Origin of the sequence: Bittarella sp. HCP28S3_D9, from assembly GCF_052065655.1 — a bacterium.
Taxonomy (GTDB): domain Bacteria; phylum Bacillota; class Clostridia; order Oscillospirales; family Ruminococcaceae; genus Bittarella; species Bittarella massiliensis.
This window is the reverse complement of record NZ_JBQHTP010000002.1, coordinates 232,355-258,703: the sequence shown is the minus strand read 5'-3', so window position 1 is coordinate 258,703 and position 26,349 is coordinate 232,355. Positions and strand designations below refer to the sequence as shown.

The window sequence follows — 26,349 nt, the reverse complement described above, 5'->3', positions numbered from 1 at the left end:
AGAGCGCAAAAAAGAGCGCCTGTCCTTTTCCCAGAGAGGGGGAAAAGGACAGGCGCTCTCTCTTTTTTTGCAGAAGGGGAAAATCAGAGCTTCCCCACCACCTGGCCGCTGCAGGAGACCTGCTCGAACCGGGCCAGGGGGATGTCCGGGTAGGCGGGGTTGAGGGAGATCAGCCGGTCGCCCCCAAAGCGCTTGAAGTAGCCCTCGCCGTCCAGGGTGAAGACCCCCAGCTCCCCCACCGGCACCGCCTCCTGCTGGCGCACCAGCAGGATGTCGCCGTCCAGGTAGTCGGGCATCATGCTGTCGCCGCAGACCCGCAGGGCAAAGTCGGCCCGGGCCGAGGCGGGGGTCAGGGGGACCTCCAGGTCCTCGGTATCGCTGGAGTCCAGGTAGACGCCGGTGCCGGCCGAGACCGGCAGGGCGTAAAAGGGGATGATCTTGGTGCTGGCCCGGCGGGCGGCGGTTTTGGCCCGGCGGCAGCGCTCCACCTCCTTTTGCAGGATGGTCTCCACCAGTTCGCGGCTGTAGTCGTCCAGCTGGCGGTAGCCGCTGAGCAGGGCCTCCTCCTCCGCGGTGAGGGCTGCCTGCACCCCTGCGGGACCGGCGGGGTAGTGCCCGGCAAAGAGGTAGTTGGCGTCGCACCCCAGGACCTGAAACAGCTTGTAGAGTACAGGTTCCTTGGGGTGGCTGACTTCATTTTCGTAGTTCCCCACGGCAGATTTGGTGATGCCAAGCTGTTTGGCCAGTTCGCCCTGGGTGAGGCCGAGGCGCTCCCGCCCGGCCCGTATCTGTTTGCCAATGCCCACTGTTAAGCCCTCCTTTTGTTCATATTCTAACATGCGCTCCAGCCGCGGTCAAGGAAAAAGTACAAGAAATTTGATTTTTCTATTGACAACACAAGTTTCTTGCGGTACACTGAGGTCACACAAGAAACTTGTACATGCCCTTTGCTTACAAGAAGGAGAGAGACGTATGAAAACATATAGATCCATCTTCACCGGGCTGGCCATCGCCGCCCTCTTCTTTGCCGCCGGCGCCCTTGACGCCGGGTTCTTCTCGGTGGGACAGGCCTTCATCACCTGCCTGGCCTCGGTCGCCGTCCTCTGCTGGAGCAGCCTGCTGCGCCCGGCTCGCCGCTGCCGTCCTGCCCGCCGTCCCCAGCCCGCCGCCCGGTCGGCAGGGGGCGCGTTTCGGCCCCAGCTGGCCCCCCGCAGCAGGGGCAGCGCTGCGTAAAAGCTGGCAAAGAGGAAGCGCTCCCCCTTCTCGGGAGGGGGGAGATGGGGGTGTGGCTTGGCGGCTGCACCCCTTTTTGAATGAGAGAGGGGAAGAGGGATGGAGAGAGAAAAGTCGTTTGCCTGCTGTGGGCTGGCCTGCTGCCTCTGCGAGGTGGGGGACTGCCGCGGCTGCCGGGGAGAGGGCTGCCCACAGGAGACGGACTGCACCCTTCGCCGGTGCTGTCTGGACAGGGGGCTGGCCGGCTGCTGGCAGTGCGAGCAGTTTCCCTGCGGGGAGCTGATGTTGCAGAGGCCCCGCAACAGGGCCTTTCTCCGCTTCCTCAAGGACCGGGGAGAGGCGGCCCTTCTGGAGCGCCTCGAGGCGGATGAGCGGGCGGGGATGCGCTACCACCACCCGGGCGCCCTCACCGGCGACTACGACGACCTGGGGGGCGAGGAGGCCATCTACCGCCACCTGCGGGGGCTGTGAGGGGGGAAAGGCGTTTGACGCGCGCGCAGTACGACCTGATAGAGGGGAAGATGCTCGCCTGCACAGAGGACAGCGCCCACGACAGGGAGCACATCTACCGGGTGCTGCACCTGGCCCTGGAAATCGCCGCCACCGAGCCGGGCTGCGATCGGGAGGTGTTGGCGGCCGCCTGTCTGTTGCACGACATCGGCCGGCCGGCGCAGTTTGCCGACAGCCGGGTCGACCACGCCGACGCCGGTGCGGTGCAGGCCGCCTGCTTTTTGCGGGAAAACGGCTTTTCACCCGCCTTTGCCGGGCGGGTGGGGGACTGCATTCGCACCCACCGCTTTCGCAGCAGCGCTCCGCCCGAGAGCCTGGAGGCCAAGATCCTCTTCGACGCCGACAAAATCGACAGCTCTGGGGCCATGGGGGTGGCCCGCACCCTGCTCTACCAGGGGCAGATGGGGCAACCCCTCTACACCCTGCGGCCGGACGGCCACATCTCCGACGGGCAGGGGGAGAAGGCCCCCTCTTTTTTTCGCGAGTACCGCCGCAAGCTGGAGGGGCTCGGCGACAGGCTCTACACCCCGCGCGGGCGGGCCCTGGCCGCCCAGCGCCGCGCCGCTGCCGCCGCCTTTTACCGGAACTTGCTGGCCGAGGCACGCGCCGCGGGCGACGGCGAGAGGGTTCCCCCTACTCTCTGGGAAGGACCTTGAATCCGCTGTAAAAGGGTCTTTGGGCCCGGTTGCGGACGGATGTGTAGGGGGGTGGTGGCGAACTTTTCCGCCTTCCCAAACAGTTTGTTTTGCCCGCGCCCACGCCTGCTCGCCAATATAGGCGCAGCGAAACACGGCTATACACCGATGAAGGGTGCGAGCTGTGCCCGTGTACTGCTGTGGCGGGCGGACGAAGTGCCGATGGCGCTTCTGCATGCGCCCTATTTCGGCCCAAAAGGGCACCCCGGCGCGGGAGGGCCCCACCCCCAGGACAGCACCCGATCGAAAACAGCACCCCAAACAAAGAGACGGCGCCCCCCGATTTGCCGTGCGGCGGCGTCTCTGCCACTCCTACGATTTCGTGAAATGACGACCCGCGGCTAAGCCGGGGAGGGGAAAGCGGCGCTAGATGCAAGCGCCAAGCGGAGCGAGAAATGAAGGGGGATCTCACGATATCAAAACACTTTCTTTGTGTGCAATTGCCTCTTTACGGGCTGTGGGGCAGGGGGAAGGGGAAGGCGATACAGGTGGAGGGATTTTCGGTGCCTCTTGAGAGGCTTGCCGGCATTCTGCCCTTCTAGGGCTTTTTCAAGCCCCCGGCTTTGCCGGGGACCCCCGATTTGTTTGTCCCTTTTGCGCAGGGATGCAGAGAGGGGGAGTGGAGGGAAAACTTTGCCCCGTGCGAGGGGGACGGCGACAACCGGGCGGGCGCTCTATCCCCGGCGCGCTCCTGCTCTGGCGTATCCCTGCCCTGACGCACCTCTGTCTCGATGCACTCCTGTTCTGAATGGGTCTCTGTCTCGACGCGCTCCTGTTCTGACGGGTCTCTGCCCCGGCGTGCTCCTGCTTCGGCGTGCCTACCTGCCCCAGTGCCTCCCGTTTCGATGCGCCTCTGTCTCGACGTGCCCCTGACTCGGCATATCAATACTCCGGCGCGCCCCTGCCTCGGTGCGGATTTGTCCCCGGCACGCCCCTGTTGTGGCGTGCCCCTGCTCCGGCGCGCGTCTATTCTGGTGGGCCTCTGTACCGAAGCGGTTTCTGCTCTGGCCCGCTTCTGCCCTGGCATGCCTCTTACTTCGACGCGCCCCCTGTCTTGGCTCGCTTCTGCCCTGGCACACCCCTGCACCGACGCGCCCCCTGCCTTGGTGCACCCCTGTCCTGGAGCACTTTTTGCCCCGGAGTGCCCCTGCTAAAAAGGGAACTGCCGCGAGGGGATGACGGGCATTGGGGGAGGGAGAGCCTGATCGGGCCTGAAGGCCGCCCTATTCTGGCGGCTGCCAGAGGGGGAGGGTCAGGGTAAAGGTGGCCCCCTCCCCCGGGCGGGAGGAGGCGGTGAGGTCGCCCCCCATTTCAAGTAGCGCCTCCCGGGCGATGAAGAGGCCCAGCCCCCGGCTGTCTTTATCCTGCCGGGTGGAGAAGTGCCGCTCGAAGAGGCGGGGCAGGTCGTCCCCCTCCACCCCCTGGCCGCTGTCGATCACCTCGATCCAGGCGCTTTTCCCCCGCACCCCGGCGCGAAGGGCGATTTCCCCCTCCGCCGGGGTGAAGTCGATGGCATTGTAGACCAGGTTTTCCAGCGCCCGGGTCAGCCGGTCGGGGAAGGCCAGCACAGAGACCCCTTCCGGCGGCGGGACGAGGGTGAAATGGATGGCCGAGGCGTCGGTGTCCGGCAGCAGGGATCGGTGGAGCCGCCGCAGGAAGGGGGCCAACTCCACCCGCTGCCGCCCGCCGGAGGTCAGTTCCTGGGCGGTGTAGCGCTGCAGGTATCCCAGCCGCTGGGCCACCTCGCCGCTCTTCTGGCCGATGATGTCCAGGTACTCGCCCAGCTCCCGGTCGTCGCCCCCCTCGCCCTGGCGGATGAGGGAGACATAGGTGGCAATGGCCGCCGCTGGGCCCTTGATGTCGTGGGCCAGGTCGGCCAGAAAGCGCCGCCGCTGGTTTTGCAGCTCGGTGAGCTGACGGGTGCGCTGGGCCACCGTCTCCTCCAGGTGGGCGGTGAGGGCGCGGTTTTGGCGGGCGATCCGAACATTTTCCCGCACCATGGCCGCCGCCAGCAACACCACCAGTCCCAGGCCGCCGTACTCCACCGGCCAGCCGCCGCGGATGGGCTCAAAGCGGTTGGCCTGCACCGCGCTCAGCCAGAGGGCGACCCCGTAACAGCAGCAGCCGGGGTAGACCAGCCAGCCCGAGGGGCGCTGTTTGCGGACCCCCCGGAAGGATGTTATAATGAGATAACTTCCCACTCCGAGGCGGCAGAGGTCGACCAGTGCGCCGTAGAGGGGGAGAAAGCCCGGCGCCCGCGGCAGCACAAAGGCGTTGCAGACAGCCGAGAAGAGGGCGAAAAAGAGGGTGAGGGGCTCGGCCAACCACCGCTGGGCCCGGCTCGTTTCCAGGCGGGACAGCCGGGAGACCAGGGAGCACAGGCAGAAGGCCGCCCCAAAGAAGGCCGCGTCTTCCAGCACATAGGGCCAGCGCCCACCCAGCCCGCCCAGCCAGTGGAAGAGGGGGTAGGCCGCGTGCAGGCCGAAGAGGAGGCAGAACCCGCCGAAGGAGAGATAGTGGCGCTCCCGCCGGTCCACCGCCCAGACGGCCAGGGAGAAGAGGGCCAGGGTCACGGCGCCCAGGGAGATCGCCCCGTAAAAGAGCAGCTGCCCGGCCAGGGCCGAGGAGAGGGCCTCCGGTGTCCCCAGCAGGGGCGGATAGTAGAGGCCGCTGTAATAGTGGCTGTAGTTGGCCGCCTCCACCACGATTTCGGTGCGCGCCCCCGGCGAGAAGGTGAGCAGGGCGTTTTGCACCCCGGGGCGGTAGCCCTCTGCCTCGGGCCGGCCCTGCTGCCAGAGCAGCACCCCGTCCACCCAGATGCGGCTGGCCGAAAAGACCTCCTGCACCTGCAGGGAGAGGGCGGGCAGCGACTGGGCGCCGGTGAGCACCAGCCGGTAGGTGGCGGCCCCATACGGGCTGCGCTCCGCCTGCCGGCGGGAGAAGTCGGGGTACTGGCCGATATAGGTCTGCTCCGGGGCCCCTCCCCGACCGTCGGCCAGCTCCTGCGGGGTGTAGAGCCCGTCATAGAGCTCCCAGCCGCCGGCCAGGACCGCCAGCTCCCCCGCCTGCAGGGCGGCGGAATCCAGCGGCTGTGCCCCCTGCACTCTGCCGGTGGCCAGGGGGGCGGTGTACTTGTTGTCAAAGCGGTAGGCCAGGGCGAACAGCCCGCCCACCAGCGCCAGGGCCAGCAGAAGGGCGGCGCTTGCGAGGGCGCCGCGGCGAGAAGGGGACACGGTGTCACCGCCTTTCAGAGTGTTTGAGAAGAGGGAGAGACAGAGGAAATGAAAAAGAGGGGATTGTCCGGCCTGATGGCGGCCCTGATGTTCCTCCTCCCGGCGGGGGGGCTGACGGCGTCCGCCGCCGCGCCGGCCGAGGGGGAGTACGAGCGGTTTCAGGCGTGGTACGAGGAGCACCGGGTGGACGGCGGCACCTTTGCCCTGCGGGGGGACTTGCTCTTGGAGGAGGGGGAGTGGTACCTGGACACCGCCGATTTGGTGGGGGAGATCACTATCGACTGCGGCCCCCACCAGATCTTGATGGACGACCCCGTCCAGTCGGCCTACCTGCGCCAGAGCGGCGGCGGGCTGCGCATTGTGGGGGAGGGCCGGCCCGACGGGATGATCCGGGTGGAGGACAGCGTTTTCAGCCTGTACGGCGTCGAGGTCGCCGCCGAGAGCGGGGTGGCCATCTGGCAGGGGGCCCCCGCCTGGGTGTTCATCGGCTCCGGCAGCGGGCCCACCCGCATCTCGTCCCGGGGCGAGGGCGCCACCGCCCTTCTCTGGGCGGGGGAGGGGGCCGAGGGGCAGCTGGACCTCTTTCAGGCCGAGCTGTCCGTTCAGGGCAGAGACAGCGCCGCCCTGCGGTCCGCCTTCCCGGTCTGCGCCCAGTTTTGCACCTTTGCCGCCCAGGGGGAGGGGGCCCAGTCGGTCGTCTGCCAGGGGGAGATCACCCTCAGCGGCAGCAGCGCCCGGCCCGACCCCGCCCTCTCCGGCCAGCAGGTCGTCCGCCGGGCCTGGCAGCTGTTGGGGCCGCCGGAATGCCGCCCGGCGTCGGTCCTCCCCGGGGCCAGCTTGGCCGAGAGCGGGCTGCCCACCGCGGTCCCGGTCGACCTTTTCTGCGAGGAGGAGGACAACTATCAGTCCCCCCGCTTCCCGGTGCGCTGGGATGAAAACGCCTACTGGAACGGGCAGGCGACGGGCGGCAGCTTTACCCTTTCCGGTGCGGTGGAACTGCCGGGGATGGACGGCCTGCTGCCGGGGGGCGCCGTAGCCGTCACTGCCGAGGTGGAGGTGACCGGCGCGGCCCCCATCGGCGACCTCTGCGTCCGCCCGCCGGAGAGGGAGAAAGATTCCCCCGTCCTCTTGCTGACAAACCCCCTCACCTTTGGGGGCATCTACCTGCAATCCTCCCGGGACGGGGGTCTCACCTGGGAAGAGGAGCGGGCCGTCGCCTACCCGGCAGAGGGCGAGTCGAGGCTGGCCATCGACCTCTGCGATCTGGAGGAGGGGGAGTGGCAGTTTCGGGTGCGGATCACCCGCTCTCCCCGGGCGGGGGTCAGCAACACCTGCCGCTTTACCTGGGACAGGGCGGCCCTCTTCCCCGACGAGGGACCCCTGCCTCCCGACGGAAATCCCCTTCCGCCCAGCGGGGAGCCGGAGGAGGAAGAGCATGAGGACATTGACGGGAACCGGGGCGGCGGGGGCCGGCAGGACCCCGAAACCCCGCTGCCCAGCCCCGACCCAAAGGAGGAGACAGCCCCCAGCAGCCCCACTGTCTCCGGCTCGACCCGCCCGGAGGGGCAGGTGGCCCCGCAGCTCGCTGGACCCGGTGTAGGTGAGGAAGGCGAGGGACACAGCGGCGGGACGGCCCCCCCGGAGGGAGAGGGTGCGGCCGCGCCCGTCTTTTCCCCCGCGGGGGAGGAGCGCCCTGCCGGCAGTTGGCTCTGGCCGGTGGCGGGGGCCGCCGCTGCCTGTGGGGCGGCGACAGCGGCCATCCTGCTGTTGCGACGAGCCCGGCGCAAATAGGGCGAGAGAGGGGGGACCGGCCTTGCGGGCCGATCCCCCCTCTTTTTTACGCTGTGGGCGGCGGGGAAAACCGGTAGCCCTTCCCCCAGACGGTCTGGATCAGGGAGTGCCCGGGCAGCGCTGCAGCCAGCTTTTTGCGCAGTTGGGCCACGTGTACCTGCACGGTGTGGGTGCCGTCCAGCCCCGGCTGGTTCCAGATGGCCCGGTAGATGGCGTCCTGGGTGTAGGGGGCGTCCCGGTGCTGGGCGAGGAAGACCAGGATGTCGAATTCGCTGCAGGTCAGCTCTAGCGGCCGGCCCTCCACCTCCACCTGGCGTCGGTCCAGGCGGATGCAGACAGGGCCGAAGCGCAGGTCCCGCTGGGCCCTGGTGCCCTGCCGGGCGCGGGTGCGGGCCAGCACCCGCTGTTCCAGTTCGGCCAGGCTGTAGGGCTTGCAGAGGTAGTCGTCCCCGCCGGAGAGAAAGCCCTGCACCCGGTCGTCCTCGCTCCCCAGCGCCGAGAGAAAGACGACGGCCGCCCCGGTCTCCTTGATGGCCTGGCAGAGCTTGAGCCCGCTCTGGTCGGGCAGCAGCACGTCGACCACGGCGCAGTCAAAGGGAGGGGGCGTTTGGGACAGGCGCAGCGCCTCCTCGGCGCTGCGGGCGGTGGCCACGAAGAAGCCGCGGCTGGAAAAGTAGTCGAAGAGGGCCCGGCAGACAGCCGGGTCGTCGTCGACGGCGAGCAGTCGGTACATGCAGAAGATCCCCCCATCTGCTTTTGGCGGGTTGCCCTCCCTTCGGGCGGGGCCCCGCGGGTTTGTGAAGACGGCATCTGTTCGCGGCGGCGCGAGAGGGGCGTGGGCGGCCTTTGAACGGAAGGGGACGGCCCCCTCGCCGGCCGGTAGAATGAAATCCATTATACCATATCCCCCGCTCTTGGAAATCACAATAAATGACAAGGCGCGAGGCTTGCCCTGCCGCCCTCTGCCGCCGGTGTGCAAAAAAAACAGGGCGGGGCAGCCAATCGCTGCCCCGCCCTGTTTGCGAAAGCCCCCGCTAGGCGGTGATGGTGACGCCGGTCTCGTAGAGCTTGTCGTCGCAGACGAGCTTGACCTGGTAGCGCCCCGAAAGGCCCTCTTTGCTGATGACCTTGTCCACGTCCCGGGGGTCTGCCTTCTGGAAGGTCCCCACGCACATGGCCTTAAAGGACTGTTTGGCGGTGTTGATGAAGTAGCGGTGGGTGCTGCCGTCCTCCCCGCAGAGGAGCAGCTGCACCAGCTCTCCCTTTTCGTAGGTGGCGCTGAAGGTGAAGCGGTCGTCCTCCTCCACCAGGCGGGCGCTGTAGTGCTCGGGCACCAGTTCGCCGGTCTCTTCGGCGGGGATGGCGGTGTCGAACTCGCCGGTGACCCCCAGGCTGCCCAGCACCTTGCCCGCCCCCAGCTCCGCCTGTTCGCCGGCGTAGTAGAGGGGCAGTTTCTCCGCCCGGTAGCAGTTGGCCGGGACGTGCAGCTCGTAGACCAGCTGGTCGTCCACCAGCTCGCAGGTGATGGAGCCAAGCTGCACCCGGTCCCCGTCGGGGCCCTGTTTCATCTGGGCGGGGATCCCCTCGCAGGGGGCCCCGTCCAGGGTGCCGATGCCGCCGGAGTGCACCAGGTAGTGGCCGTCTTTATAGTACTCCACATTGGAGATGTAGCAGGAGAAGAACTCCGCCCCCCGCTCCTTGCCGTACTGCCAGACCTGGCGGATGGTCATCTTCTCGGTGTCGATGCGGTAGCGCACCCCGCGGGTATAGCTGTCCGCCGCCTTTTGGTAGTGCGCCGGGTCTTTGGAGCGGTAGTGGCCGTTGTCCAGGCACATGATGTCCCCGTCGGGCAGCACCATGCAGGCGTGCTGCTCGTACTGCCACTCAAAGTCCTCCCCCACCGGGGTGAAGAAGTAGCGCTGCATCTCCTCCGGCCAGCCCTGGGGGTCGCCGATGATCCAGTTGAGGTCGCCGGTGTCGTAGTCCAGGTTGATGATGGCGTCCTGGTGGCGGCCCGAGAAGGTCAGGGAGTTGGTCTTTTTGTCGTACCAGACGGCGTTGTTGTGGAACCAGTCGTGCTCGTCCTGGCTGCCGGAACCGCCCTTGTCCTGGGGCAGGACCTTTTTGTAGTCCCAGATCTTGAGGATCGCCCCGGTGTCCTTGTCCACCAGCACGCAGCAGTCCTCCACGGTGGCGGCCTCGGGCTGCTGGGTCAAAATCAGCAGGTTGCCGTCCTCCATGGGGAAGTGGTCGTGATGGTAGCCCCCGGGCACCCGGTACTCCTTGAAGATCTTGCCGGAGAAGGCCATCTCGTAGACGCCGGTGGTGTAGTAGGGCATCCCCACCAAGCGCTCGGTCCCCACCAGCAGGTGGCCATTGGGGCGCCGCTTGAGGTCGAAGTTGAGCTTTTCGGTGGAGTACCAGCGGATGTCCCCCCGGTAGTCAAAGGCCACCGGGGTGGCGGCCATGGCGGCGGTGAGGACCATCACGTTGTCCCCCATGTAGGCGGCGGTGGTGTCGATGGAGGTGGCCTGCGGCACCTCGTCGGGCAGCGGGTCGGTGGGGATGGAGAGACGGCTCTTCTCCCCGTTTTCCAGGGTGATCTCCACCTGATTGTCCCAGTCGGGGTAGAGGCCGTAGACCGGCAGCACGTGGCGGGTCTCGCGGGGGAAGCGGTGCACCATGTCCCCCGCGGGCTCCTTGCCCAGGACCCGCACCGTCACCTCGCAGGGGGTCACGGTGTGAAAGAGGACCAGGGCGCACAGGGGCGCGAAGAAGTAGGGGTTGAGCTGGACCAGCGGGTGCTCGGGGGTGTAGTCCCCGGCGTCCAGCTGGGAGAGAAGGGCCTCCTCGGCCCGGGCCTGGCGGGTGATGATGTGTTCCTGCCGGGTGTAGGAAATGGTCTTTTCCATTGTGATCTGCCTCCTGAAACCGCCCAGCGGGCGGGGTATGGATGTTTCTTTGGGGTTTACAGGTAGTGGAGGGGCTGCTTTCCCGCGGCGTAACTCTCCAGCGCGGCGGGCCGCAAAATCAAAAAGCGGTGGGGCTCCCGGGCGACCACCCCCTCCTCCATCAGCCGCCGCACCATCCGCGAGATGGTGACGCTGTGGATGCCCAGGATGCGGGAGAGCTCCTCGTAGTTGAACCACCGGTCCAGGGCCAGCACCCCCTTTTGGTCGTAGGCGTTGTCCTGAAAGAAGCGGCAGAGGACAGCGGCGGTCTTGTTCTCCCGCAGCAGCATCAGGTTCTCCTCCAGCCGGCCGACCTCCCGGCCCAGCACCTCCATCAGGTAGCGAAAGACCCCGGAGTGCTGCTGGGCGTAATTCACGCACTCCTCCAGGGGCACCTTGTAGCACAGGCAGTCGGTCATGGCGACGATGCTGGCCCCCTCGAAGATGGGGGAGTTGCCCCGCTCCCGGTAGAGGGCGGCCTTGCCGGCGCAGTCCCCCCGGTGAAAGTAGTGGAGCACCCGCTCCCCGCCGTCCTCGTCCACGCAGCCCACGATCCCCGAGCCCTTGAGGATGAAAAAGAGGGATTGCAGCGGCTCCCCCTGGTGGAGGAGGTAACTCCCCCGCCGGTAGAAGTGGTTGTACTCCTTTTTGAAAAGGGCGGGGTTTTGGGCGATCAGGTCTTCCAGCATCATCATGGCTCTCTCTCCTTTGCGGGCGTTCTCATCTCTCTTCATTATAGCATAGCCGCGGAAGAAAAATGAGCGGTCGGCCGTTTGGGATGTGTTTGGGCTATCCGGCGATGGTAGAGACGATGAGGGGCTTTTGCTGCAGCCCCTTGAGGCGGGCCTTCTCCGCCCCGCCCTCAAAGAGGATCATGGTGGGGTAGCCCTCGACCCCGTGGGCCTTGACGGCCTCGGGGTTTTCCTCAAAGCAGACCTTTATGATCTCCACCCCGTCGACCTCTTTGGCCACGTCGCCCAGGACGAAGCCCAGCATCTTGCAGGGCCCGCAGGTCTTGGAGTAGAAGTCCGCCAGCACCTTGGCGCCGGTTTCAATCAGGCGCTCTAGTTCGGCGCCGTCCATCTCTTTCACAGTGACTGCCATAAAAATTCCTCCCTTTGTCGGTCGGGGCGCAAGGGCCCCTGTTCGATTCCTGCAAACAGAGGGGCCGTCGCCCCCCTGAAAAGCGTTTATCGGGTGAGGGCGCGCACATAGCGGGCGGCGCTCTCAGCGGCGATGGCCCCGTCGCTCTCGGCGGTGACGATCTGCCGCAGCCCCTTTTCGATGGCGTCGCCGGCGGCGAAGATGCCCGGACGGGCGGTCTTCATCTCCCGGTCGGCCTGGATGTAGCCGTGGTCGTTCAAGATCCCCAGGGAGCCGAAGGGCTCGGTGGTGGGCTGCAGCCCGATGTACTCAAAGGCGCCGTCGGCGTGCACCACCAACTCCTCCCCCGTCTTGGTGGAGACCGCCCGCAGGCCGGTGAAGTGCTCGCCGGGCAGAAATTCCTTGATGTCGTAAAACTCGTGGACCTCCACATTGGGCAGGGCCCGCAGCTTGTCGCAGGCCGAGGGGTCGGCCGTCAAATCAAAGAGGGTCACCACCGTCAGGCGGCGGGCCAGTTCGGCCAGGTAGAGCGACTCCTCCACCGCCGAGTTGCCGCCGCCCAGCACCAGCACGTCCCGGTCCCGGTAGTTGGCCCCGTCGCAGACGGCGCACCAGCTGATGCCGCTGCCGGCAAAGTCGAGCTCGTGGGGGACCCCCAGCATCCGCGGCCGGGTGCCGGTGGCCAGGATGACCGTCCTGCAGGAGATGCGCTGCCCCTCTTTGCAGGAGAGGATCTTCTCCTCCCCCTCGTCGAGGATCTCCTCCACCGTGGCGTAGTCAAAGGCCACCCCCAGCTTCTGGGTGTGCTCAAACATCGAGATGGCCAGGTCGGCCCCGCCGACTTTTTCCATTCCCGGGTAGTTGCCGATTTCAAAGGTGTTGACGATCTGGCCGCCTGGGGCCAGTTTGTCCAGCAGCAGTACCTTCATGTTGGCCCGGGCCGCGTAGATGGCCGCCGTCATTCCGGCAGGGCCGCAGCCGACAATTGCAACGTCGTAATCCGCCATAGTGCATTGCCTCCCAGCACACAAAATCGCCCGCCTCCCCTGGGGGGAGGGGGATATTTTTATTGTAGCAGGTCAGGGTGGGAATTCTTTAGCGCAGGCTAATGGCGCGGCCCGGTTTTGCCGGCAATCGGCGCGGGCGGATGGGATGATGGCAGGGGGGAGGGGCGGGTTTACACGCCGAGGCAAGAGAGCTGGAGAGAGGGCGGTCGAGGTGCCAAGCGGCGGCCTTTCGGCGGTGGATGGGTGGTGGCCCTTTTGCTTTATCTAGAAAGCCGGCGAGGAGTGTTCGTCAATCTGCTCCACCGGGGGCGCGCCGGGACCCGCCTTCGCCCGGGAGGACGGCTGGCGGGCCTTTCGAATCGCAGGGAGATCGGATTTTCCCCCGGCGGGGATCCCCGTCCCCATTTTCTCCCTGTCGGCGGGGGCGGGGATCGCTCTCATCGCCCTCTCCCCATCCTGGCCAAGCGAGGGCCCCTATGCGATGTGCTGGCGGTGCTGGCGGGGGCCGGTTGGGAGGTCTTCGGCGAAAAGCCGTTCGTCGGCGGTTGACAGCCGCCGACGGACCTGGTATGCTTGTGTGCAAAGAGAAGATTGGGGAATGAAGTGCTCCCCCGGGCAACCGAAACCGCTTTTACGAGCTGATGACTTCTGTGATTTTACCGTCGCAGAGGGCCATCGGCTTTTTCTGCGCAAAAAGGAGACTTTTTTATGCTCACCTCCCTCGCGTTCATCTTTTTGGCCGGCCTGGCGCTGGCCGCCATCTGCCAGCGGCTGCACCTGCCCCGCATCATCGGGATGCTGCTCACCGGCGTTCTGTTGGGGCCCTATGCCCTGGCCCTCCTCGACGGCTCGATCCTCGCCGTCTCCGCCGATTTGCGGCAGATGGCGTTGATCGTCATCCTCATCAAGGCCGGCCTCTCCCTGGACCTAAGGGATTTGAAGGCGGTGGGGCGACCGGCCCTCCTCCTCTCCTTTCTCCCCGCCCTCTTTGAAATCGGCGCCGTCACCCTCTTTGCCCCCCGGCTGCTGGGCGTCACCCGGCTGGAGGCGGCCCTGATAGGGGCGGTGCTGGGCGCGGTCTCCCCGGCGGTGGTGGTCCCCAAGATGGTGCAGCTGATGGAGGAGGGGCTGGGCACCGACAAGCGCATCCCCCAGCTCATCCTCGCCGGGGCATCCCTGGACGACGTCTTTGTCATCGTCCTCTTCACCACCTTTGTGGGGATGGCCCAGGGCGGCTCCGCCTCGGCCTGGGACTTCGCCGGCATCCCCCTCTCCATCTTCGCCGGCATCGCCCTGGGGGCCGCCGCAGGCTGGCTGTTGGCCCGGTTTTTCGAGGGCGCCTTTGCCCGCGGCCACCTGGTGCGGGGCAGTCTCAAGGTGATCGTGGTGCTGGGGGTCTCTTTCTTGCTGGTGGCGGCGGAGGGATGGCTGGCGGGGGTCCTCCCCCTCTCGGGGCTGTTGGCGGTGATGGCCATGGCCTGTGTGCTGCAGCGGGAGAGCGACCCACTGGTGGGCCGCCGCCTCGCCGAGAAGTTCGGCAAGCTCTGGCTGGCGGCAGAGGTCATCCTCTTCGTGCTGGTGGGGGCGGCGGTGGACATCCGCTACACCCTGGGGGCCGGACTGGCGGCGGTGGGGCTGATCGCCCTGGGGCTCCTTTTTCGCTCGGCGGGGGTCTTTCTCTGCCTGCTGGGCACGCCGCTCGACAAAAAAGAGAGGCTCTTCTGCGCCATCGCCTACCTGCCCAAGGCCACCGTGCAGGCGGCCATCGGCTCGGTCCCCCTGGCCCTGGGGCTGCCCTGCGGCAACATCGTCCTCTCGGTGGCCGTCCTCTCCATCCTCCTCACCGCGCCGCTGGGGGCCCTGGGGATGGACGCCAGCTGCCACACCCTGCTCCACCGGGCCGGGCCGCGGGGGGAAGCCCTTTAAAAAGGGCGCAAAAAGGCCGGAGCGGCAGACGCCGTCCCGGCCTTTTTGCTGTGAGAACAGGGGTGAAAATGGAGCGTGAAAAACGCTATTTGCCCAGCTGTTTTTTGACAAAGGCCTTTTTGGCCTCGTCGTCCTCTCTGGCGAGCATCTCCATCAAGATGGGCTTGAGCTCCTTGTCGTAGAGGTCCATGTGGGGCTCCACCTTGCCGGGGCCCTCAGGGTCGAGGAACTGCTCGAAGCCCAGGCCCAGCTCCCGCCCCCTCTGGGTGTGCATGTCGATGGCGTAGTCGGGGATGGTGGGGTAGATGCCCTCGTCGAACTCGCGGAAGATGATGTTTTTGAGGATGTCGCTGGAGCGCTCCTTCTTGCACTTGCAGAGGTAGCGGATGGCGTGGATGGGGAAGAGGGCGCGGCTGCCGCCGGGGGTGTAGTCAAACTTCTGGCGCAGGTGGTCCAGGGCGTCGATCATCAGGGGGGCGTTGGGCTCCCCAAAGCAGATGTCCTCCACCGAAATCACCGCCAGGCGCATCCAGAGCAGGTTTTCCATCTCTTTGCTGGTGCAGTACATCTCGTACCCCAGGCGGATGGCGTTGTCCTCGTTTCCCCGGCGGATCTCCTTTTGCAGGGCGGAGATCACCTCGTCAGCGACGAAGCCGTGACGGGTCTTCTGGCTGGACCAGGTGTCGTAAAATTCGTGTTTGACCATGTTGATGCGCCTACCTTTCTCGCTGCAGAGAGCTCGGTGAGCCCTCTATAAAAACGTTTTTATTTCGTCTGCAGTATACCACTGATGTTGGGGGGATGGCAATTGTTTCGAGGAAAATGAGCGAGTTGTACAACCCCTCTTTTGAAAAATTGTCCATTTCATCAATTTCCAGCGCGCGGGTCTTTTCAAACCGAGGGGGAGGCGGTATACTGAAAGACAGCCGGGGCCGCCTGCGGGCAGCCCCTTTTTTGCGGGGGGAGAAGGCATGCCAAAACTCTATTTCAAGTACGGCGCCATGGGCAGTTCCAAGACGGCCCAGGCCCTGATGACCAAGTTCAACTACGAGGAGAAGGGCTACACCGTGGGGCTGATGAAGCCCGCCACCGACGACCGGGACGGGGCGGACGTCATCCGCTCGCGCATCGGGCTGGAAGGGCGGGGGATCGTCATCTCAAACGACCTGGACCTCTACGACTGGTTTTTGCAAAACCGCTACGACGTGCTGGTCATCGACGAGGCCCAGTTCCTCACCGCCGCCCAGGTCGAACAGCTCAAGGACATTGCCATGGAGTTTGTGCCGGTGCTCTGTTTTGGGCTGAAAACCGATTTTCGCACCTATATGTTCGAGGGCTCCAAGCGCCTGTTCGAGATCGCCGACAGCCTGACCGAGATCAAGTCGGTCTGCCGCTGCGGGCGCAAGGCCGAGGTCAACGCCCGCATCAAGGACGGCAGGGTGGTCAAGGAGGGGGAGCAGATCCTCATCGGCGGCAACGACGCCTACATCGGGATGTGCTACAACTGCTGGCAGGCGGGCAAGCTCGACTAAACGGGCGAAGTGTGCAAAAAAAGAGGGCCGGGGCAACCGCTTTGCCCCGGCCCTCTTCTGCCTAGTCGGCCCAGCGCTCCCGCACCACCAGCTCCTCCAGGGGCTTGCGGCTGCGGGGCCGCCCCTCTTCGGCGGGGTAGCCCAGGGGGCTCACGGCGACGATGTCGTACTGCGGCGGGATGTGCAGCGCCCGGCGCACCCCCTCCTGCTCGAAAGCGCCCAGCCAGCAGGTCCCCAAGCCCTGCTCGGCGGCCTCCAGCATCATAAAGGAGAGGGCGATGGAGCAGTCCACCGTCCGCGCGGGCTGGCCGCAGCGCATCTGGGCGGCCTGGTCGGCGCAGAGGACCAGCACCGCCGGGGCCTGGGCCACAAACGGTTGGCCGCAGCAGGCCTCGGCCAGCTGTTCCCGCAGGGCCGGCTCGGTGGCGACCACGAATTTCCAGGCCTGCTGGTTGCGGGCCGAGGGGGCCAGCTGGCCGGCCTGCAGCACCGCCTCCAGCGCGGCGGGGGGGATGGGGCGGTCCAGGTAGGCGCGAATGCTCTTTCTCTTCTCAATGGCTTCCATAACGGTCATGGCAGCTCACCTCCACTGCCAGTATACCCCTCGCGCCGGGCGGGGCGCAAGGGGTTTTGCAGCGGGGCGGGGTGTGGTAAAATAGCTCTTGTGCGGCGGGAAATCGCCGCGGGGACAGGGGGCGTATAGCGTGAAAAAGACCATTGGCATTTTGGCGCATGTGGATGCGGGAAAGACCACCCTCGCGGAGGGGCTTCTCCACCTGGCGGGGGCCACCCGCCGCCGGGGCGGGGTGGAAGAGGGGACCTCCCTCCTGGACTGCGACGCCATTGAGCGGGCGCGGGGAATCACCGTCTTTTCCGGGCAGGCCCACTTTTCCTTTGGGGGGGACGAGTACGCCCTCATCGACACCCCGGGCCACGCCGACTTTGCCGCCGAGATGGAGAGGGCCCTCTCGGTTTTGGACGGGGCCGTCCTCTTGGTGGACGGGACCGAGGGGGTGCAGGGTCACACCCAGCTGATCTGGCGGCTGCTGCGGCAGCGGGGGGTGCCCACCTTTTTCTTTGTGGGCAAGTGCGACCGGAAAGAGGCCGATCTCCCCGCCGCTCTCGCCCAGCTGCGCGCCCGCCTCTCGCCCCGGCTGCTGGACTTGAGCGGCGGCTTTGCGGGGGAACTGCCCGCGGCGGCGGTGGAGAGCCTGGCCGAGTGGGACGACGAGCTGTTGGAGCGGTATCTGGACGGGGGATACGACCCCGCCCTCTGGCTGCGGCGGGCGGCGCAGTTGGCGACGCGGGGGGAACTGTTTCCGGTCTTTGCCGGGTCAGGTCTCACCGGGCAGGGGTTAGAGGGCCTGCTGGCCGGGCTGGGGGCCCTTCTCCCCACCGATTATGAGGAGCGCCGGGAGGCCCCCTTTGCCGCCCGGGTCTTTGGGGTGCGGCGGGACCCCGGCGGCGGGCGGGTCACCTTTCTCAAGATCCTCTCCGGGTCCCTGGAAGTCAAGGGGGAAGTGGGGGGCGAAAAGGTCAACGAGATCCGCTTTTACGAGGGGGAGCGCTACACCCAGGCCCCTCGCGCCTTGGCGGGGGAGGTCTGCGGGGTGACAGGGCTGCGCCGCCCCCTGCCGGGCGGCGGCCTGGGGGCGGTGGGCGACCTGCCCGCCCCGGCGCTGCAGCCGGTGCTGCAGGTGTCGGCCTGCTGGGGGGAGCAGCCGCCGGGCCAGGTGCGAGACGCCTTTTTGGCGCTGCAGGAGGAGGACCCGGCCCTTGAAGTCCGCTGGGACGAGACCCTGCGGGACCTGCAGCTGCGGGTGATGGGGGAGATCCAGTTGGAGGTGCTGCAGGAGCTGATGGAGCGCCGTTTTGGGCTGGGGGTCGCCTTTGGCCCGGCGCAGATCTGCTACCGCGAGACCATTGCCGCCCCGGCGGTGGGGATCGGCCACTTTGAGCCCCTGCGCCACTACGCCGAGGTCTGGCTGCGGCTGGAGCCGGGGGCGCCGGGCAGCGGGGTCACCTTTGCCAGCGAGTGCTCCACCGACGCGCTCGCCCACAACTGGCAATCCCTCATCGAGACCCACGTTTTGGAGAAGGAGCACCGGGGGGTGCTGACCGGCGCCCCCCTCTGCGACGTGCGGGTGGTGCTTTTAAAGGGGAGGGCCCACCTCAAACACACCGAGGGGGGCGATTTTCGCCAGGCGGTCTACCGGGCCATCCGCCAGGGCCTCTGCGGGGCCAAGAGCGTTCTTTTGGAGCCGTGGTACGACTTCACCGCCACCCTCCCCGCCGACCAGCTGGGCCGGGTGCTGGCCGACATCCAGCGGTTACAGGGCAGCTTTTCGCCCACTGAGATCGCCGGGGACACGGCGGTGGTGAGCGGCAGCGGACCGGTCGCCACCTTCCTCCACTACGCGGCCGAACTGCCCGCCTTCACCCACGGGCGGGGGCACTTTTCGGCGGTCTACGGCGGGTATCGGCCCTGCCACAACGCCGACGAGGTGGTGGCTGCCGCCGGTTACGACCCGGAGCGCGATCTGGAAAACCCGCCCGGTTCGGTCTTTTGCGCCAGGGGGGCGGGCTATCCGGTGCGCTGGTGCGATGTGCCCGACATGGCCCACCTCAAATAGGGAGGAGATCGTTTCCCCCTAAAAAAAGCCGCCGCCGGAGAGCTCTCTGGCGGCGGCTTTTTGGGGCAGGTCTCTGCGGGGTCAGCGGTCCAGCAGGCGGCGCAGGATGTCCTGGGTGCGCGCGGGGTCGGCGCGGCCCTGGGTGGCCTTCATCACCCGCCCCACCAGGGCCTGCAGGGCGGCCTTTTTGCCCCGGCGGTAGTCGGATGCCGAGCGGGGGGCCGCCCGCACCGCCTCTTGGGCCAGTTGGGCGAGGGCGGTTTCGTCTGTGATCTGCCACAGCCCCTGGGTTTCGATCCACTCCTCGGGCGGGCCGTCTTGCCGCCAGAGGGCTTCCAGCGCCCGGCGGCAGGTGGAGCTGTTGATTTTTCCCTCCCCCCAGAGCTCGCAGAGGGCGGCCAGATGGGCGGGGGAGAGGGGGATCTCGCCCCCGTCCTCCCCCAGCAGGGAGAGGACCTCGCCCAGGATCAGGTTGGCCGCCAGCGCGGGGTAGCGACAGCGGACAGCGGCCGCCTCGAAGTAATCGGCCACCTCCCGCCGGGCGGTCAGCTGTTCGGCCGCGTAGGGGGTGAGGCCGAACCGGGCCACATAGTCGGCCTTGCGCGCGTCCGGCAGGGCGGGGATCTCCCCCTGCAGCCGGGCCAAATAGGCCTCGTCGACTCGGATCGGCGGCAGGTCGGGGTCGGGGAAGTAGCGGTAGTCGTTGGCATTTTCCTTGCGCCGCATGGAGAGGGTCTTGCCGCTGTTCTGGTCAAAGCGGCGGGTCTCCTGGACAATGGCCTCCCCGGCCTCGAGAGCGTCCACCTGGCGGCGAAACTCGTATTCGATGGCCCGGGTGACCGACTGAAAGCTGTTGAGGTTTTTCATCTCGGTTCGGGTGCCGAGGGCCTCCTCCCCCGCCGGGCGGACCGAGAGGTTTACGTCGCAGCGCAGGGAGCCCTCCTGCATCTTGCAGTCGGAGATGCCGGTGTAGAGGATGACCGCCCGCAGCTTTTGCAGGTAGGCCTTGGCCTCTTCGGCCGAGCGGATGTCCGGCTCGGAGACGATTTCGATGAGGGGCACCCCGCAGCGGTTGCAGTCGATGAGAGTGCCGCCCCCGGGCAGGTGCACCAGCTTTCCCGCGTCCTCCTCGATGTGGATGCGGGTGATGCCGACGGTCTTCTGCCCCCCCTCGGTCTCGATGGACAGGGCGCCCCCCTCGCAGAGGGGGAGGTCGTACTGGGAAATCTGATAGGCCTTGGGCAGGTCGGGGTAGAAGTAGTTTTTTCGGTCCTGCCGGGAGCGGGGGGAGACGCGGCAGCCGGTGGCCAGCCCCGCCTTTATCGCGAACTCCACCACCTGGCTGTTGAGCACCGGCAGGGTGCCGGGCATCCCCATGCAGACAGGGCAGCACTGGGTGTTGGGCGGGGCGCCGAAGGTCGTGGGGCAGTCGCAGAAGATCTTGGCGGCCGTCTTGAGTTCGACGTGCACCTCCAGCCCGATGACCATCTCATACCCTTTATAGGTGTTCACATGCATGATTTCTCCCCCTCTCGCTCCTGTTCAAAGGCCTGTCCGGCCCGGTAGAGGTCCCCCTCGCCAAAGGGGCGGCCGATGAGCTGCATCCCGATGGGCAGGCCCTGGCTGTCCGCCCCACAGGGCAGGGCGAGGGCCGGCACCCCGGCGATGTTGACGGGCACGGTGTAGACGTCTCCCAGATACATCTGCAGCGGGTCGGCGGTCTTTTCGCCGATTTTGTAGGCGGTGGTGGGGGCCACCGGGGAGAGGATGCAGTCGAAGTCCCGGAGGATCCGGTCGAAGTCCCCCTTCACCAGGGTGCGCACCTGCTGGGCCTTTTTGTAGTAGGCGTCGTAGTAGCCCGAGGAGAGGACGAAGCTGCCCAGCAGGATCCGCCGCTTGACCTCCCGCCCAAACCCCTCGGTGCGGGTGTTCTTGTAGAGACTGTCCAGGTCGCTGTAGTGGGGGGAGCGGTAGCCGTACTTCACCCCGTCGAAGCGGGCCAGGTTGGAGGAGGCCTCGGCCGAGGAGATGACGTAATAGGCCGGCAGGGCGTATTCCAGGGTGGGGAGGGAGACCTCTTCCACCTGGGCGCCCAGGCGGGCAAAGGTGTCGGCTGCCCCGCGGATGGCGGCGGCAATTTCGGGGGCGAGGCCCCGGCCGAAATACTCCCGCGGCAGGGCGATGCGCATCCCCTTGACACCGCCGTCGAGCTGGGCGGTGAAGTCGCCCCAGTCCCGGTCCAAGCTGGTGGCGTCGCGGCTGTCCTTTCCCGCCAGGGCGTTTAGCACCAGGGCGTTGTCCCGCACCGTGCGCGTCAGCGGTCCCACCTGGTCGAGGGAGGAGGCGAAGGCCACCAGCCCGTAGCGGGAGACTGCGCCGTAGGTGGGCTTCATCCCCACCACCCCGCAAAAGGCCGCTGGCTGGCGGATGGAGCCGCCGGTGTCCGAGCCCAGGGCAAAGGCGCATTCCCCGGCGGCCACGGCAGCCGCCGCCCCGCCGGAGGACCCCCCCGGCACCCGGCTCAAATCCCGCGGGTTGCGGGTGATTTGAAAGTGGGAGTTCTCGGTGGAGGAGCCCATGGCGAACTCGTCCATGTTCAGTTTGCCCAGACTTACCGCCCCGGCCCCCTCGGCCCGCTCGACAGCGGTGGCGGTGTAGGGGGGAACGAAGGTCTCGAGCATCTTGGAGGCGCAGGTGGTGGCGACCCCCTCGGTGCAGAGGTTGTCCTTAACCCCCATGGGCACCCCGGCCAGGGGGGGAAGGGGGTCGCCGGCGGCCCGCCTTGCGTCTATCTGCCCGGCGGCGGCCAGGGCCCGCTCGGCGGTGACGGTCAGGAAGGCGGCCACCTGGGGCTCGGCTGCGGCGATCTGTGCCAGGTGGGCCCGGGCGACCTCCTGGGCGGTGAAGGTCCCGGCCCGAATCCCCTCGGCCAGGGCCCAGGCGGTGTATTCTGTCAACTCTTTCACGGCGCGCTCCTCCTATTCTACCGCCGAGGGCACAAAGAGGTAGCCGTCTTGTGCCTCGGGCGCGTTTTGCAGCAGTTTTTTCCGGCCGGTGGAGGGGCGAGGCCCCCCAGCCCGAAAGACATTTTCCAGCGGCACCACGTGGGAGGTGATCGCCACCCCCTCGGTGTCCACCTGGGCGAGGGCGTCGGCGAAGGCGATCATCCCCTCCATCTCCCGGGCGAGGGAGGTCCGCTCCCCCTCGGCGATGCGCAGTTTCGACAGTTCGGCCACCGCCTCCACGTCGATTTGAGGGGCGGGCCGCGCCCCCTCCCCCCGGCTGCCGGGGCGGAGGAGGGCGTCCAGCCCCAGCTCGGCCAGCTGCCCTTGGTCCACCGGTGAGGGGGCTTCGGTGAGGGGACAGATCGCGTCTTTGTTTTTGGGAAAGGCGATGACCTCCCGCAGGGAGGGGGCGCCCAGCATCAGCATCACCAGCCGGTCCAGACCGAAGGCAAAGCCCCCGTGGGGCGGGGTCCCGTAGGAGAAGGCCCGCACCAAAAAGCCAAAGCGCTCCTCGACCTCCGCGGGGGAGAAGCCCAGGGCGGCAAACATCTGCCGCTGCACCTCGGGCTGGTGGATGCGGATGCTGCCGCTCCCCAGCTCCACCCCGTTGAGCACCACGTCGTAGGCCTGGGCCCGCACCCGGGCGGGGTCGCTCTGCAGATAGGGCAGGTCCTCGGGATAGGGCATGGTGAAGGGGTGGTGGGTGGCCAGGTAGCGCCCCTCCTCCTGCGACCACTCAAATTCGGGGAAGTCGGTCACCAGGCAGAAGCGGTAGTCCCCCTCCCGCCGCAGATCCAACATCTGGGCCAAATCCAACCGCAGGCCGCCCAGGGTGCGGCAGACGGTGGCGAAGGAGTCGGCGCAGAAGAGGAGAAGATCCCCCGGCCGGGTGCCCGCCCGCTGCAGGATGGCGTCCAGCTGGGCGGCGGTGAAGTACTTGGTGAGGATGGAGTTGATCTCCCCGTTGGGGCGGACGGCGATCCAGGCCATCCCCTTGGCGCCGTAACCCAGGGCGCGGCGGGTCAGCTCCTCGATCTGGGAGCGGGTGAGGGAGGCCCCGCCGGGCAGGTTGATGCCCCGCACCAGGCCGCCTGCCGCCACCGCCCGGGCAAAGACCGAGAAGCCGCAGCCGGCCGCCAGGTCGCTTAGCTCCACGATGGGGAGGCCGAAGCGGAGGTCGGGCTTGTCGGTGCCGTAGCGGTCCATGGCCTGGCGCCAGGTCAGGCGGGGGAAGGGTTCCTCCATCTGCACCCCCAGCACCTGGGAGAAGAGGGCTTTGAAGAGCCGCTCTAGGTGCTGCAAGATGTCCTCCTGGTCGACAAAGGAGAGCTCCATATCCACCTGGGTGAACTCGGGCTGGCGGTCCGCCCGCAGGTCCTCGTCCCGAAAGCAGCGGGCGATTTGGTAGTACCGGTCCACCCCGCCCACCATCAGCAGCTGCTTGAAAATTTGGGGGGATTGGGGCAGGGCGTAGAAGGAGCCGGGGTGTACCCGGCTGGGGACCAGGTAGTCCCGCGCCCCCTCGGGGGTGGATCTGGTGAGCATCGGGGTCTCCACCCGCAGAAAGCCCGCCCCGTCCAAGAAATCCTCCACCGCCCGCACCACCCGGTGGCGAAAGCGGAGGTTTTTCTGCAGCTGGGGGCGGCGGATGTCCAGGTAGCGGTACTTCATCCGCACGCTCTCCCGCACCCGCTCCCCCTCCTCCAGGGAAAAGGGGAGGGTTTCGGCCTGGGAGAGCAGTTCGATCTCCCGCGCCGCCAGTTCGATGGTGCCGGTCTCCAGCTTGGGGTTGTAGGTCTCCTCCCCGCGGATGCGGATGTCCCCCCGCACGGCGATGACCGACTCGCTCTTCAGCCGGTCGGCCACCGCAAAGCCCGCGGGGCTGAGGTTGCGGGCGTCAAAGACCACCTGTAAGATGCCCTCCCTGTCCCGCAGGTCCACAAAGATGACCCCGCCCATGTCCCGCTTGGTCTGTACCCAGCCGGCGGCGGTGACGGTGCGGCCGGTGTCCCGCTCCCGCAGGGCGCCGCAGTAATCGGTTCGCTTCACAACGATCGCTCCTCCTTTTGCGCTTGGCGCTTCAAATGCCGCCGGGCAGAGGATGGAAAAAGAGAGCCCTCCGCCCCGCAAATTGGGACGAAAAGCTCTCTTCACTTTCCGCGGTACCACCCAAATAAGCCGCGCCCTTGCGGCCCACTCGTCACACACTGTGTCCGAAAGGGGAGAGATCCGCTCCCTCTCGGCCTATGGTCTGCGGCTGTAACGCGCCGCCCGCGTCTGAGCCTACTGCCGGCAGCGCCGGGTTCGGTCAGCGGCTCGGGGATGTTCTTCCCCCCGCTTCCTCTGCACCGGCTCTCACCTCTCCCGGCTCTCTGTCGCGTCGGACTGCGGGGCTACTCTTCCCGTCGTCACCTTTCTCTGTTGTGAATGAGGTTATTATATCCCGATTTGGACGGTTGTCAAGCGGCAGATCGCAATTTTTACGGCGGACCGCCCGATCGGGCGGCGACTTGTGCCCCTTTTATGCAGGTTGCAAAATGGGGGGCAAGAGGGCGCAGACTGCACAGTTTTGGCAAATTTTTGCCTGCTGTTTTGGTGGGGTTTTGGAACTTTAAAAATTGCGCCTTGATTTGGCGCTACAGGTGTGCAAAGATAGGGCAGTGATGTTTTCCAATGTACACGCAGCAAGGCGGTGTTTTTTGTGCGCTCCTACCTCGTCCCCATCCAGGCGGCCTTCCTCCTCTTCCCGGTGTTGGCCGCCCTCTTCTCCCTGCCCTATGTGGTGGCCCAGTACCGGCGGTACGGGGCGCTGCTGCTCTTTCGGGTGCTCGTCGTCTACTCCCTCATCCTCTATCTGATGTGCGCCTTTTTCCTCACCGCCCTCCCCCTGCCGCCCATCTCCCAGGTGGCGAAGATGACCACCCCCATCCGCCAGCTGCACCCCTTTCACTTTGTACAGGTGTTTTTGCAGGAGAGCTGCCTGGTGCCCGGCGACCCCTCCACCTGGCTGCCCGCCCTGCGCCAGGGCTGTTTTTACCAACCGGCCTTCAACCTGCTCCTCCTCTTCCCCCTGGGGGTCTACCTGCGCTACTACTTCAAGCGGGGCTGGGCCTCCACCCTGCTGCTGGTCTTTTCCGTGACCCTCTGCTTTGAGCTCATCCAGTACTCGGCCCTCTTTGGCATCTACCCCCGGCCCTACCGGGTGTTTGACGTGGACGACCTCTTTCTCAACACCCTGGGGGGGATGTTGGGCTTTTGGCTCACCCCGGCCCTCAGTTGGCTGCTCCCCACCCGGCAGCAGCTGGACACCCTCTCCTACCGCAAGGGGCGGCGGGTCTCCTACCCCCAGCGGCTGGTGGCTTTCTGCCTCGACTGGGGGCTGCTGGCGGGCCTTGTCACCCTGGCCCACCGGGGATCGGGCTGGCCCGGCCTGCGCGACCTGCTGGGGCTGCGCAGCTGGGGGGCGGCCCTGCTCTACCTGGGGCTGGTGCTCCTCTACTTTGTGGCGCTGCCCTGGCTCACCGGCGGGCGCACCCTGGGCAAGGCCCTGGTGGGGCTCAAACTCGCCGGGGAGGGGGGAGAGCGCCCCCGGTTCTGGCAGATCCTGGTCAGGCAGGGGATGCTCTACCTGGTCTTTCTCCCCGCGCCGGTGGTGGCCCTGCGGCTCTTTGAGCGGCGCGCCGCCCTCTCCCAGGGGCTCACTTTGCCGGTGCTGGTCCTCTTTTCCCTGCTGGGGCTGGTCTCGGCCTTCTTCGTCTTCTCCCTCTTTGCCGCCGGGCTCACCCGGCAGCACCGGCTGCCCTACGACAAGCTGGCCGGCACCGAAAACCGCAGCACCGTCGCCCGCCGGGGCGGGGAGGAGGTGCCGCGGTCTTGACAGCCCCGTGGGCAGATGGTATGATGCCCCAAACACCCGCCGCCCGGCGGAGGAAAGAGGAGGGCTTTTGATGGCGTTACAGCTTGTGTTTCCCAGCGAGGAGTGGGGCGACCAGGTGCTCTGCTACCGCGCCGAATGTTTGGAGGCGGGCGACAACAGCCTGGCCGGCACCGCCGGTCTTGCCGAGGCGGGCAGCTTTGCCGCCTGGCTGGCCGCGGTGCGCCGCAACCGGCGGGAGGAGACCGCTCTCCCCGGCATGGTGCCCGCCACCACCCTGCTGGCGGTGCGGTCGGAGGACGGGCGGCTGGTGGGGATGATCGACATCCGCCACCGGCTCAACGACTACCTGCTGCAGTTTGGCGGCCACATCGGGTACAGCGTCCGCCCCTCCCAGCGGCGGCGGAGGTACGCCAAGGAGATGCTCCGCCAGGGGCTGGTGCGCTGCCGGGAGATGGGGCTTGTGCGGGTGCTCGTCACCTGCGACCGGGATAACCGCGCCTCGGCGAGGACCATCCTCGCCTGCGGCGGGGTGCTGGAGGACGAGCGGGAGCGGGAGGACGGCGGTGTGACCCAGCGCTACTGGATCGCCCTGCCCCCCGCCTAAAAGCCGGCCTCGCAGAGAAAGAGGGCCGCGAGAGGATCTCTCTCGCGGCCCTCTTTTTGTCGCTTCGCGCCCCCCGATTTTACCGGGGGAGTCAAATCGATTTGGCGGAAGCCTTTTCTGAAAGGGTGTTGGAGGGGTGGAAAAGAAGGCGATTTTGGGGAGGGGGTGGCGCGAAGTGGTGTCCGGGATCGCCGGTCTGGCGGCGGGTGAATGCGGCCGTGAGACCCTGCTGCGCCCTGAGCGGCTGA

The 26,349-nt window shown here is 67.0% G+C and carries 21 protein-coding genes and 1 riboswitch; of the genes, 9 read left to right on the top strand and 12 right to left on the bottom strand.

Annotated features, from left to right (window positions below; translation table 11 throughout):
- Positions 1-83: 83 nt before the first annotated feature.
- Complete coding sequence (locus ACTNAU_RS02605; RefSeq protein WP_441097464.1) at positions 84-806, bottom strand: helix-turn-helix domain-containing protein; 723 nt, start codon at positions 804-806, stop codon at positions 84-86.
- 166 nt (positions 807-972) lie between these two features.
- Between ACTNAU_RS02605 and ACTNAU_RS02600 the strand changes: the two genes are divergently transcribed.
- From ACTNAU_RS02600 to ACTNAU_RS02590, 3 genes are all read left to right on the top strand, one after another.
- Positions 973-1,233 carry a hypothetical protein gene (locus ACTNAU_RS02600; RefSeq protein ID WP_441097463.1) on the top strand — a complete coding sequence of 87 codons (261 nt, stop codon included), beginning with the start codon at positions 973-975 and terminating at the stop codon, positions 1,231-1,233.
- Positions 1,234-1,332: 99 nt separating this feature from the next.
- Positions 1,333-1,704 (top strand): DUF3795 domain-containing protein, encoded by a 372-nt coding sequence (locus tag ACTNAU_RS02595; protein ID WP_185915623.1) that lies wholly within the window; start codon positions 1,333-1,335, stop codon positions 1,702-1,704.
- Positions 1,705-1,718: 14 nt separating this feature from the next.
- Positions 1,719-2,399, top strand: a complete 681-nt coding sequence (locus tag ACTNAU_RS02590; protein WP_441097462.1) for an HD domain-containing protein — start codon at positions 1,719-1,721, stop codon at positions 2,397-2,399.
- Between the two features lie 1,262 nt (positions 2,400-3,661).
- Here ACTNAU_RS02590 and ACTNAU_RS02585 read toward each other — a convergent pair.
- Complete coding sequence (locus ACTNAU_RS02585; protein WP_441097461.1) at positions 3,662-5,671, bottom strand: ATP-binding protein; 2,010 nt, start codon at positions 5,669-5,671, stop codon at positions 3,662-3,664.
- A 48-nt stretch (positions 5,672-5,719) separates the two neighbouring features.
- Here ACTNAU_RS02585 and ACTNAU_RS02580 point away from each other — a divergent pair, with 48 nt between their 5' ends.
- On the top strand, positions 5,720-7,462 hold the full coding sequence (locus tag ACTNAU_RS02580) for a hypothetical protein (RefSeq protein ID WP_441097460.1): 1,743 nt from the start codon (positions 5,720-5,722) through the stop codon (positions 7,460-7,462).
- Between the two features lie 46 nt (positions 7,463-7,508).
- Here the strand turns inward: ACTNAU_RS02580 and ACTNAU_RS02575 are convergent, their stop codons facing one another.
- The 5 genes from ACTNAU_RS02575 to ACTNAU_RS02555 form a co-directional block, all read right to left on the bottom strand.
- On the bottom strand, positions 7,509-8,195 hold the full coding sequence (locus tag ACTNAU_RS02575; RefSeq protein ID WP_441097459.1) for a response regulator transcription factor: 687 nt from the start codon (positions 8,193-8,195) through the stop codon (positions 7,509-7,511).
- Positions 8,196-8,496: 301 nt separating this feature from the next.
- Positions 8,497-10,374 carry an aryl-sulfate sulfotransferase gene (locus ACTNAU_RS02570; protein WP_441097458.1) on the bottom strand — a complete coding sequence of 626 codons (1,878 nt, stop codon included), beginning with the start codon at positions 10,372-10,374 and terminating at the stop codon, positions 8,497-8,499.
- 56 nt (positions 10,375-10,430) lie between these two features.
- Entirely contained in the window at positions 10,431-11,108 is a 678-nt protein-coding gene (locus ACTNAU_RS02565; RefSeq protein ID WP_441097457.1) for a Crp/Fnr family transcriptional regulator, read from the bottom strand.
- Between the two features lie 94 nt (positions 11,109-11,202).
- On the bottom strand, positions 11,203-11,517 hold the full coding sequence (locus tag ACTNAU_RS02560; RefSeq protein WP_185915629.1) for a thioredoxin family protein: 315 nt from the start codon (positions 11,515-11,517) through the stop codon (positions 11,203-11,205).
- 86 nt (positions 11,518-11,603) lie between these two features.
- Positions 11,604-12,524, bottom strand: a complete 921-nt coding sequence (locus ACTNAU_RS02555; RefSeq protein WP_441097456.1) for an NAD(P)/FAD-dependent oxidoreductase — start codon at positions 12,522-12,524, stop codon at positions 11,604-11,606.
- 585 nt (positions 12,525-13,109) lie between these two features.
- Positions 13,110-13,182: riboswitch (Fluoride riboswitch) on the top strand.
- A 50-nt stretch (positions 13,183-13,232) separates the two neighbouring features.
- Here ACTNAU_RS02555 and ACTNAU_RS02550 point away from each other — a divergent pair.
- Complete coding sequence (locus ACTNAU_RS02550) at positions 13,233-14,450, top strand: cation:proton antiporter (protein WP_441097455.1); 1,218 nt, start codon at positions 13,233-13,235, stop codon at positions 14,448-14,450.
- Positions 14,451-14,535: 85 nt separating this feature from the next.
- Here the strand turns inward: ACTNAU_RS02550 and ACTNAU_RS02545 are convergent, their stop codons facing one another.
- Positions 14,536-15,156, bottom strand: a complete 621-nt coding sequence (locus tag ACTNAU_RS02545; RefSeq protein WP_185915632.1) for a hypothetical protein — start codon at positions 15,154-15,156, stop codon at positions 14,536-14,538.
- A 265-nt stretch (positions 15,157-15,421) separates the two neighbouring features.
- Between ACTNAU_RS02545 and ACTNAU_RS02540 the strand changes: the two genes are divergently transcribed.
- A complete protein-coding gene (locus ACTNAU_RS02540) occupies positions 15,422-15,982 on the top strand; it encodes a thymidine kinase (RefSeq protein ID WP_185915633.1) in 561 nt (186 codons plus the stop codon).
- Between the two features lie 61 nt (positions 15,983-16,043).
- Here the strand turns inward: ACTNAU_RS02540 and ACTNAU_RS02535 are convergent, their stop codons facing one another.
- Positions 16,044-16,556 (bottom strand): nitroreductase family protein, encoded by a 513-nt coding sequence (locus ACTNAU_RS02535; protein WP_216400856.1) that lies wholly within the window; start codon positions 16,554-16,556, stop codon positions 16,044-16,046.
- Positions 16,557-16,686: 130 nt separating this feature from the next.
- On the opposite strand from ACTNAU_RS02535, the gene ACTNAU_RS02530 reads away from it, so the two are divergent.
- Positions 16,687-18,615 (top strand): GTP-binding protein, encoded by a 1,929-nt coding sequence (locus ACTNAU_RS02530; protein ID WP_441097454.1) that lies wholly within the window; start codon positions 16,687-16,689, stop codon positions 18,613-18,615.
- Positions 18,616-18,696: 81 nt separating this feature from the next.
- On the opposite strand, the gene gatB is transcribed toward ACTNAU_RS02530, so the two are convergent.
- Genes gatB through aspS form a run of 3 tightly spaced genes read right to left on the bottom strand, consistent with a single transcriptional unit; the run spans position 18,697 to position 23,669 of the window.
- Positions 18,697-20,103 carry an Asp-tRNA(Asn)/Glu-tRNA(Gln) amidotransferase subunit GatB gene (gatB, locus tag ACTNAU_RS02525; protein ID WP_441097482.1) on the bottom strand — a complete coding sequence of 469 codons (1,407 nt, stop codon included), beginning with the start codon at positions 20,101-20,103 and terminating at the stop codon, positions 18,697-18,699.
- Between the two features lie 20 nt (positions 20,104-20,123).
- Positions 20,124-21,581 (bottom strand): Asp-tRNA(Asn)/Glu-tRNA(Gln) amidotransferase subunit GatA, encoded by a 1,458-nt coding sequence (gatA, locus tag ACTNAU_RS02520; protein ID WP_216400858.1) that lies wholly within the window; start codon positions 21,579-21,581, stop codon positions 20,124-20,126.
- 12 nt (positions 21,582-21,593) lie between these two features.
- The gene (aspS, locus tag ACTNAU_RS02515; RefSeq protein ID WP_441097453.1) at positions 21,594-23,669 is read right to left on the bottom strand and encodes an aspartate--tRNA ligase; all 2,076 of its coding nucleotides are present in this window, start codon (positions 23,667-23,669) and stop codon (positions 21,594-21,596) included.
- Between the two features lie 652 nt (positions 23,670-24,321).
- Here aspS and ACTNAU_RS02510 point away from each other — a divergent pair.
- Complete coding sequence (locus tag ACTNAU_RS02510; RefSeq protein ID WP_441097452.1) at positions 24,322-25,497, top strand: VanZ family protein; 1,176 nt, start codon at positions 24,322-24,324, stop codon at positions 25,495-25,497.
- Between the two features lie 70 nt (positions 25,498-25,567).
- Positions 25,568-26,101 carry a GNAT family N-acetyltransferase gene (locus ACTNAU_RS02505; RefSeq protein ID WP_441097451.1) on the top strand — a complete coding sequence of 178 codons (534 nt, stop codon included), beginning with the start codon at positions 25,568-25,570 and terminating at the stop codon, positions 26,099-26,101.
- Positions 26,102-26,349 lie beyond the last annotated feature (248 nt).

Coding starts and splice junctions, on each gene's coding strand:
- ACTNAU_RS02545 (WP_185915632.1), bottom strand. CDS start 15,156: ATGGTCAAACACGAATTTTACGACACCTGGTCCAGCCAGAAGACCCGT.
- gatB (WP_441097482.1), bottom strand. CDS start 20,103: ATGGTCATCGGGCTGGAGGTGCACGTCGAACTCAAGACGGCCGCCAAG.
- ACTNAU_RS02560 (WP_185915629.1), bottom strand. CDS start 11,517: ATGGCAGTCACTGTGAAAGAGATGGACGGCGCCGAACTAGAGCGCCTG.
- ACTNAU_RS02595 (WP_185915623.1), top strand. CDS start 1,333: ATGGAGAGAGAAAAGTCGTTTGCCTGCTGTGGGCTGGCCTGCTGCCTC.
- ACTNAU_RS02600 (WP_441097463.1), top strand. CDS start 973: ATGAAAACATATAGATCCATCTTCACCGGGCTGGCCATCGCCGCCCTC.
- ACTNAU_RS02555 (WP_441097456.1), bottom strand. CDS start 12,524: ATGGCGGATTACGACGTTGCAATTGTCGGCTGCGGCCCTGCCGGAATG.
- ACTNAU_RS02550 (WP_441097455.1), top strand. CDS start 13,233: ATGCTCACCTCCCTCGCGTTCATCTTTTTGGCCGGCCTGGCGCTGGCC.
- ACTNAU_RS02540 (WP_185915633.1), top strand. CDS start 15,422: ATGCCAAAACTCTATTTCAAGTACGGCGCCATGGGCAGTTCCAAGACG.
- ACTNAU_RS02535 (WP_216400856.1), bottom strand. CDS start 16,556: ATGACCGTTATGGAAGCCATTGAGAAGAGAAAGAGCATTCGCGCCTAC.
- ACTNAU_RS02505 (WP_441097451.1), top strand. CDS start 25,568: ATGGCGTTACAGCTTGTGTTTCCCAGCGAGGAGTGGGGCGACCAGGTG.
- ACTNAU_RS02570 (WP_441097458.1), bottom strand. CDS start 10,374: ATGGAAAAGACCATTTCCTACACCCGGCAGGAACACATCATCACCCGC.
- ACTNAU_RS02565 (WP_441097457.1), bottom strand. CDS start 11,108: ATGATGATGCTGGAAGACCTGATCGCCCAAAACCCCGCCCTTTTCAAA.
- ACTNAU_RS02575 (WP_441097459.1), bottom strand. CDS start 8,195: ATGTACCGACTGCTCGCCGTCGACGACGACCCGGCTGTCTGCCGGGCC.
- ACTNAU_RS02580 (WP_441097460.1), top strand. CDS start 5,720: ATGAAAAAGAGGGGATTGTCCGGCCTGATGGCGGCCCTGATGTTCCTC.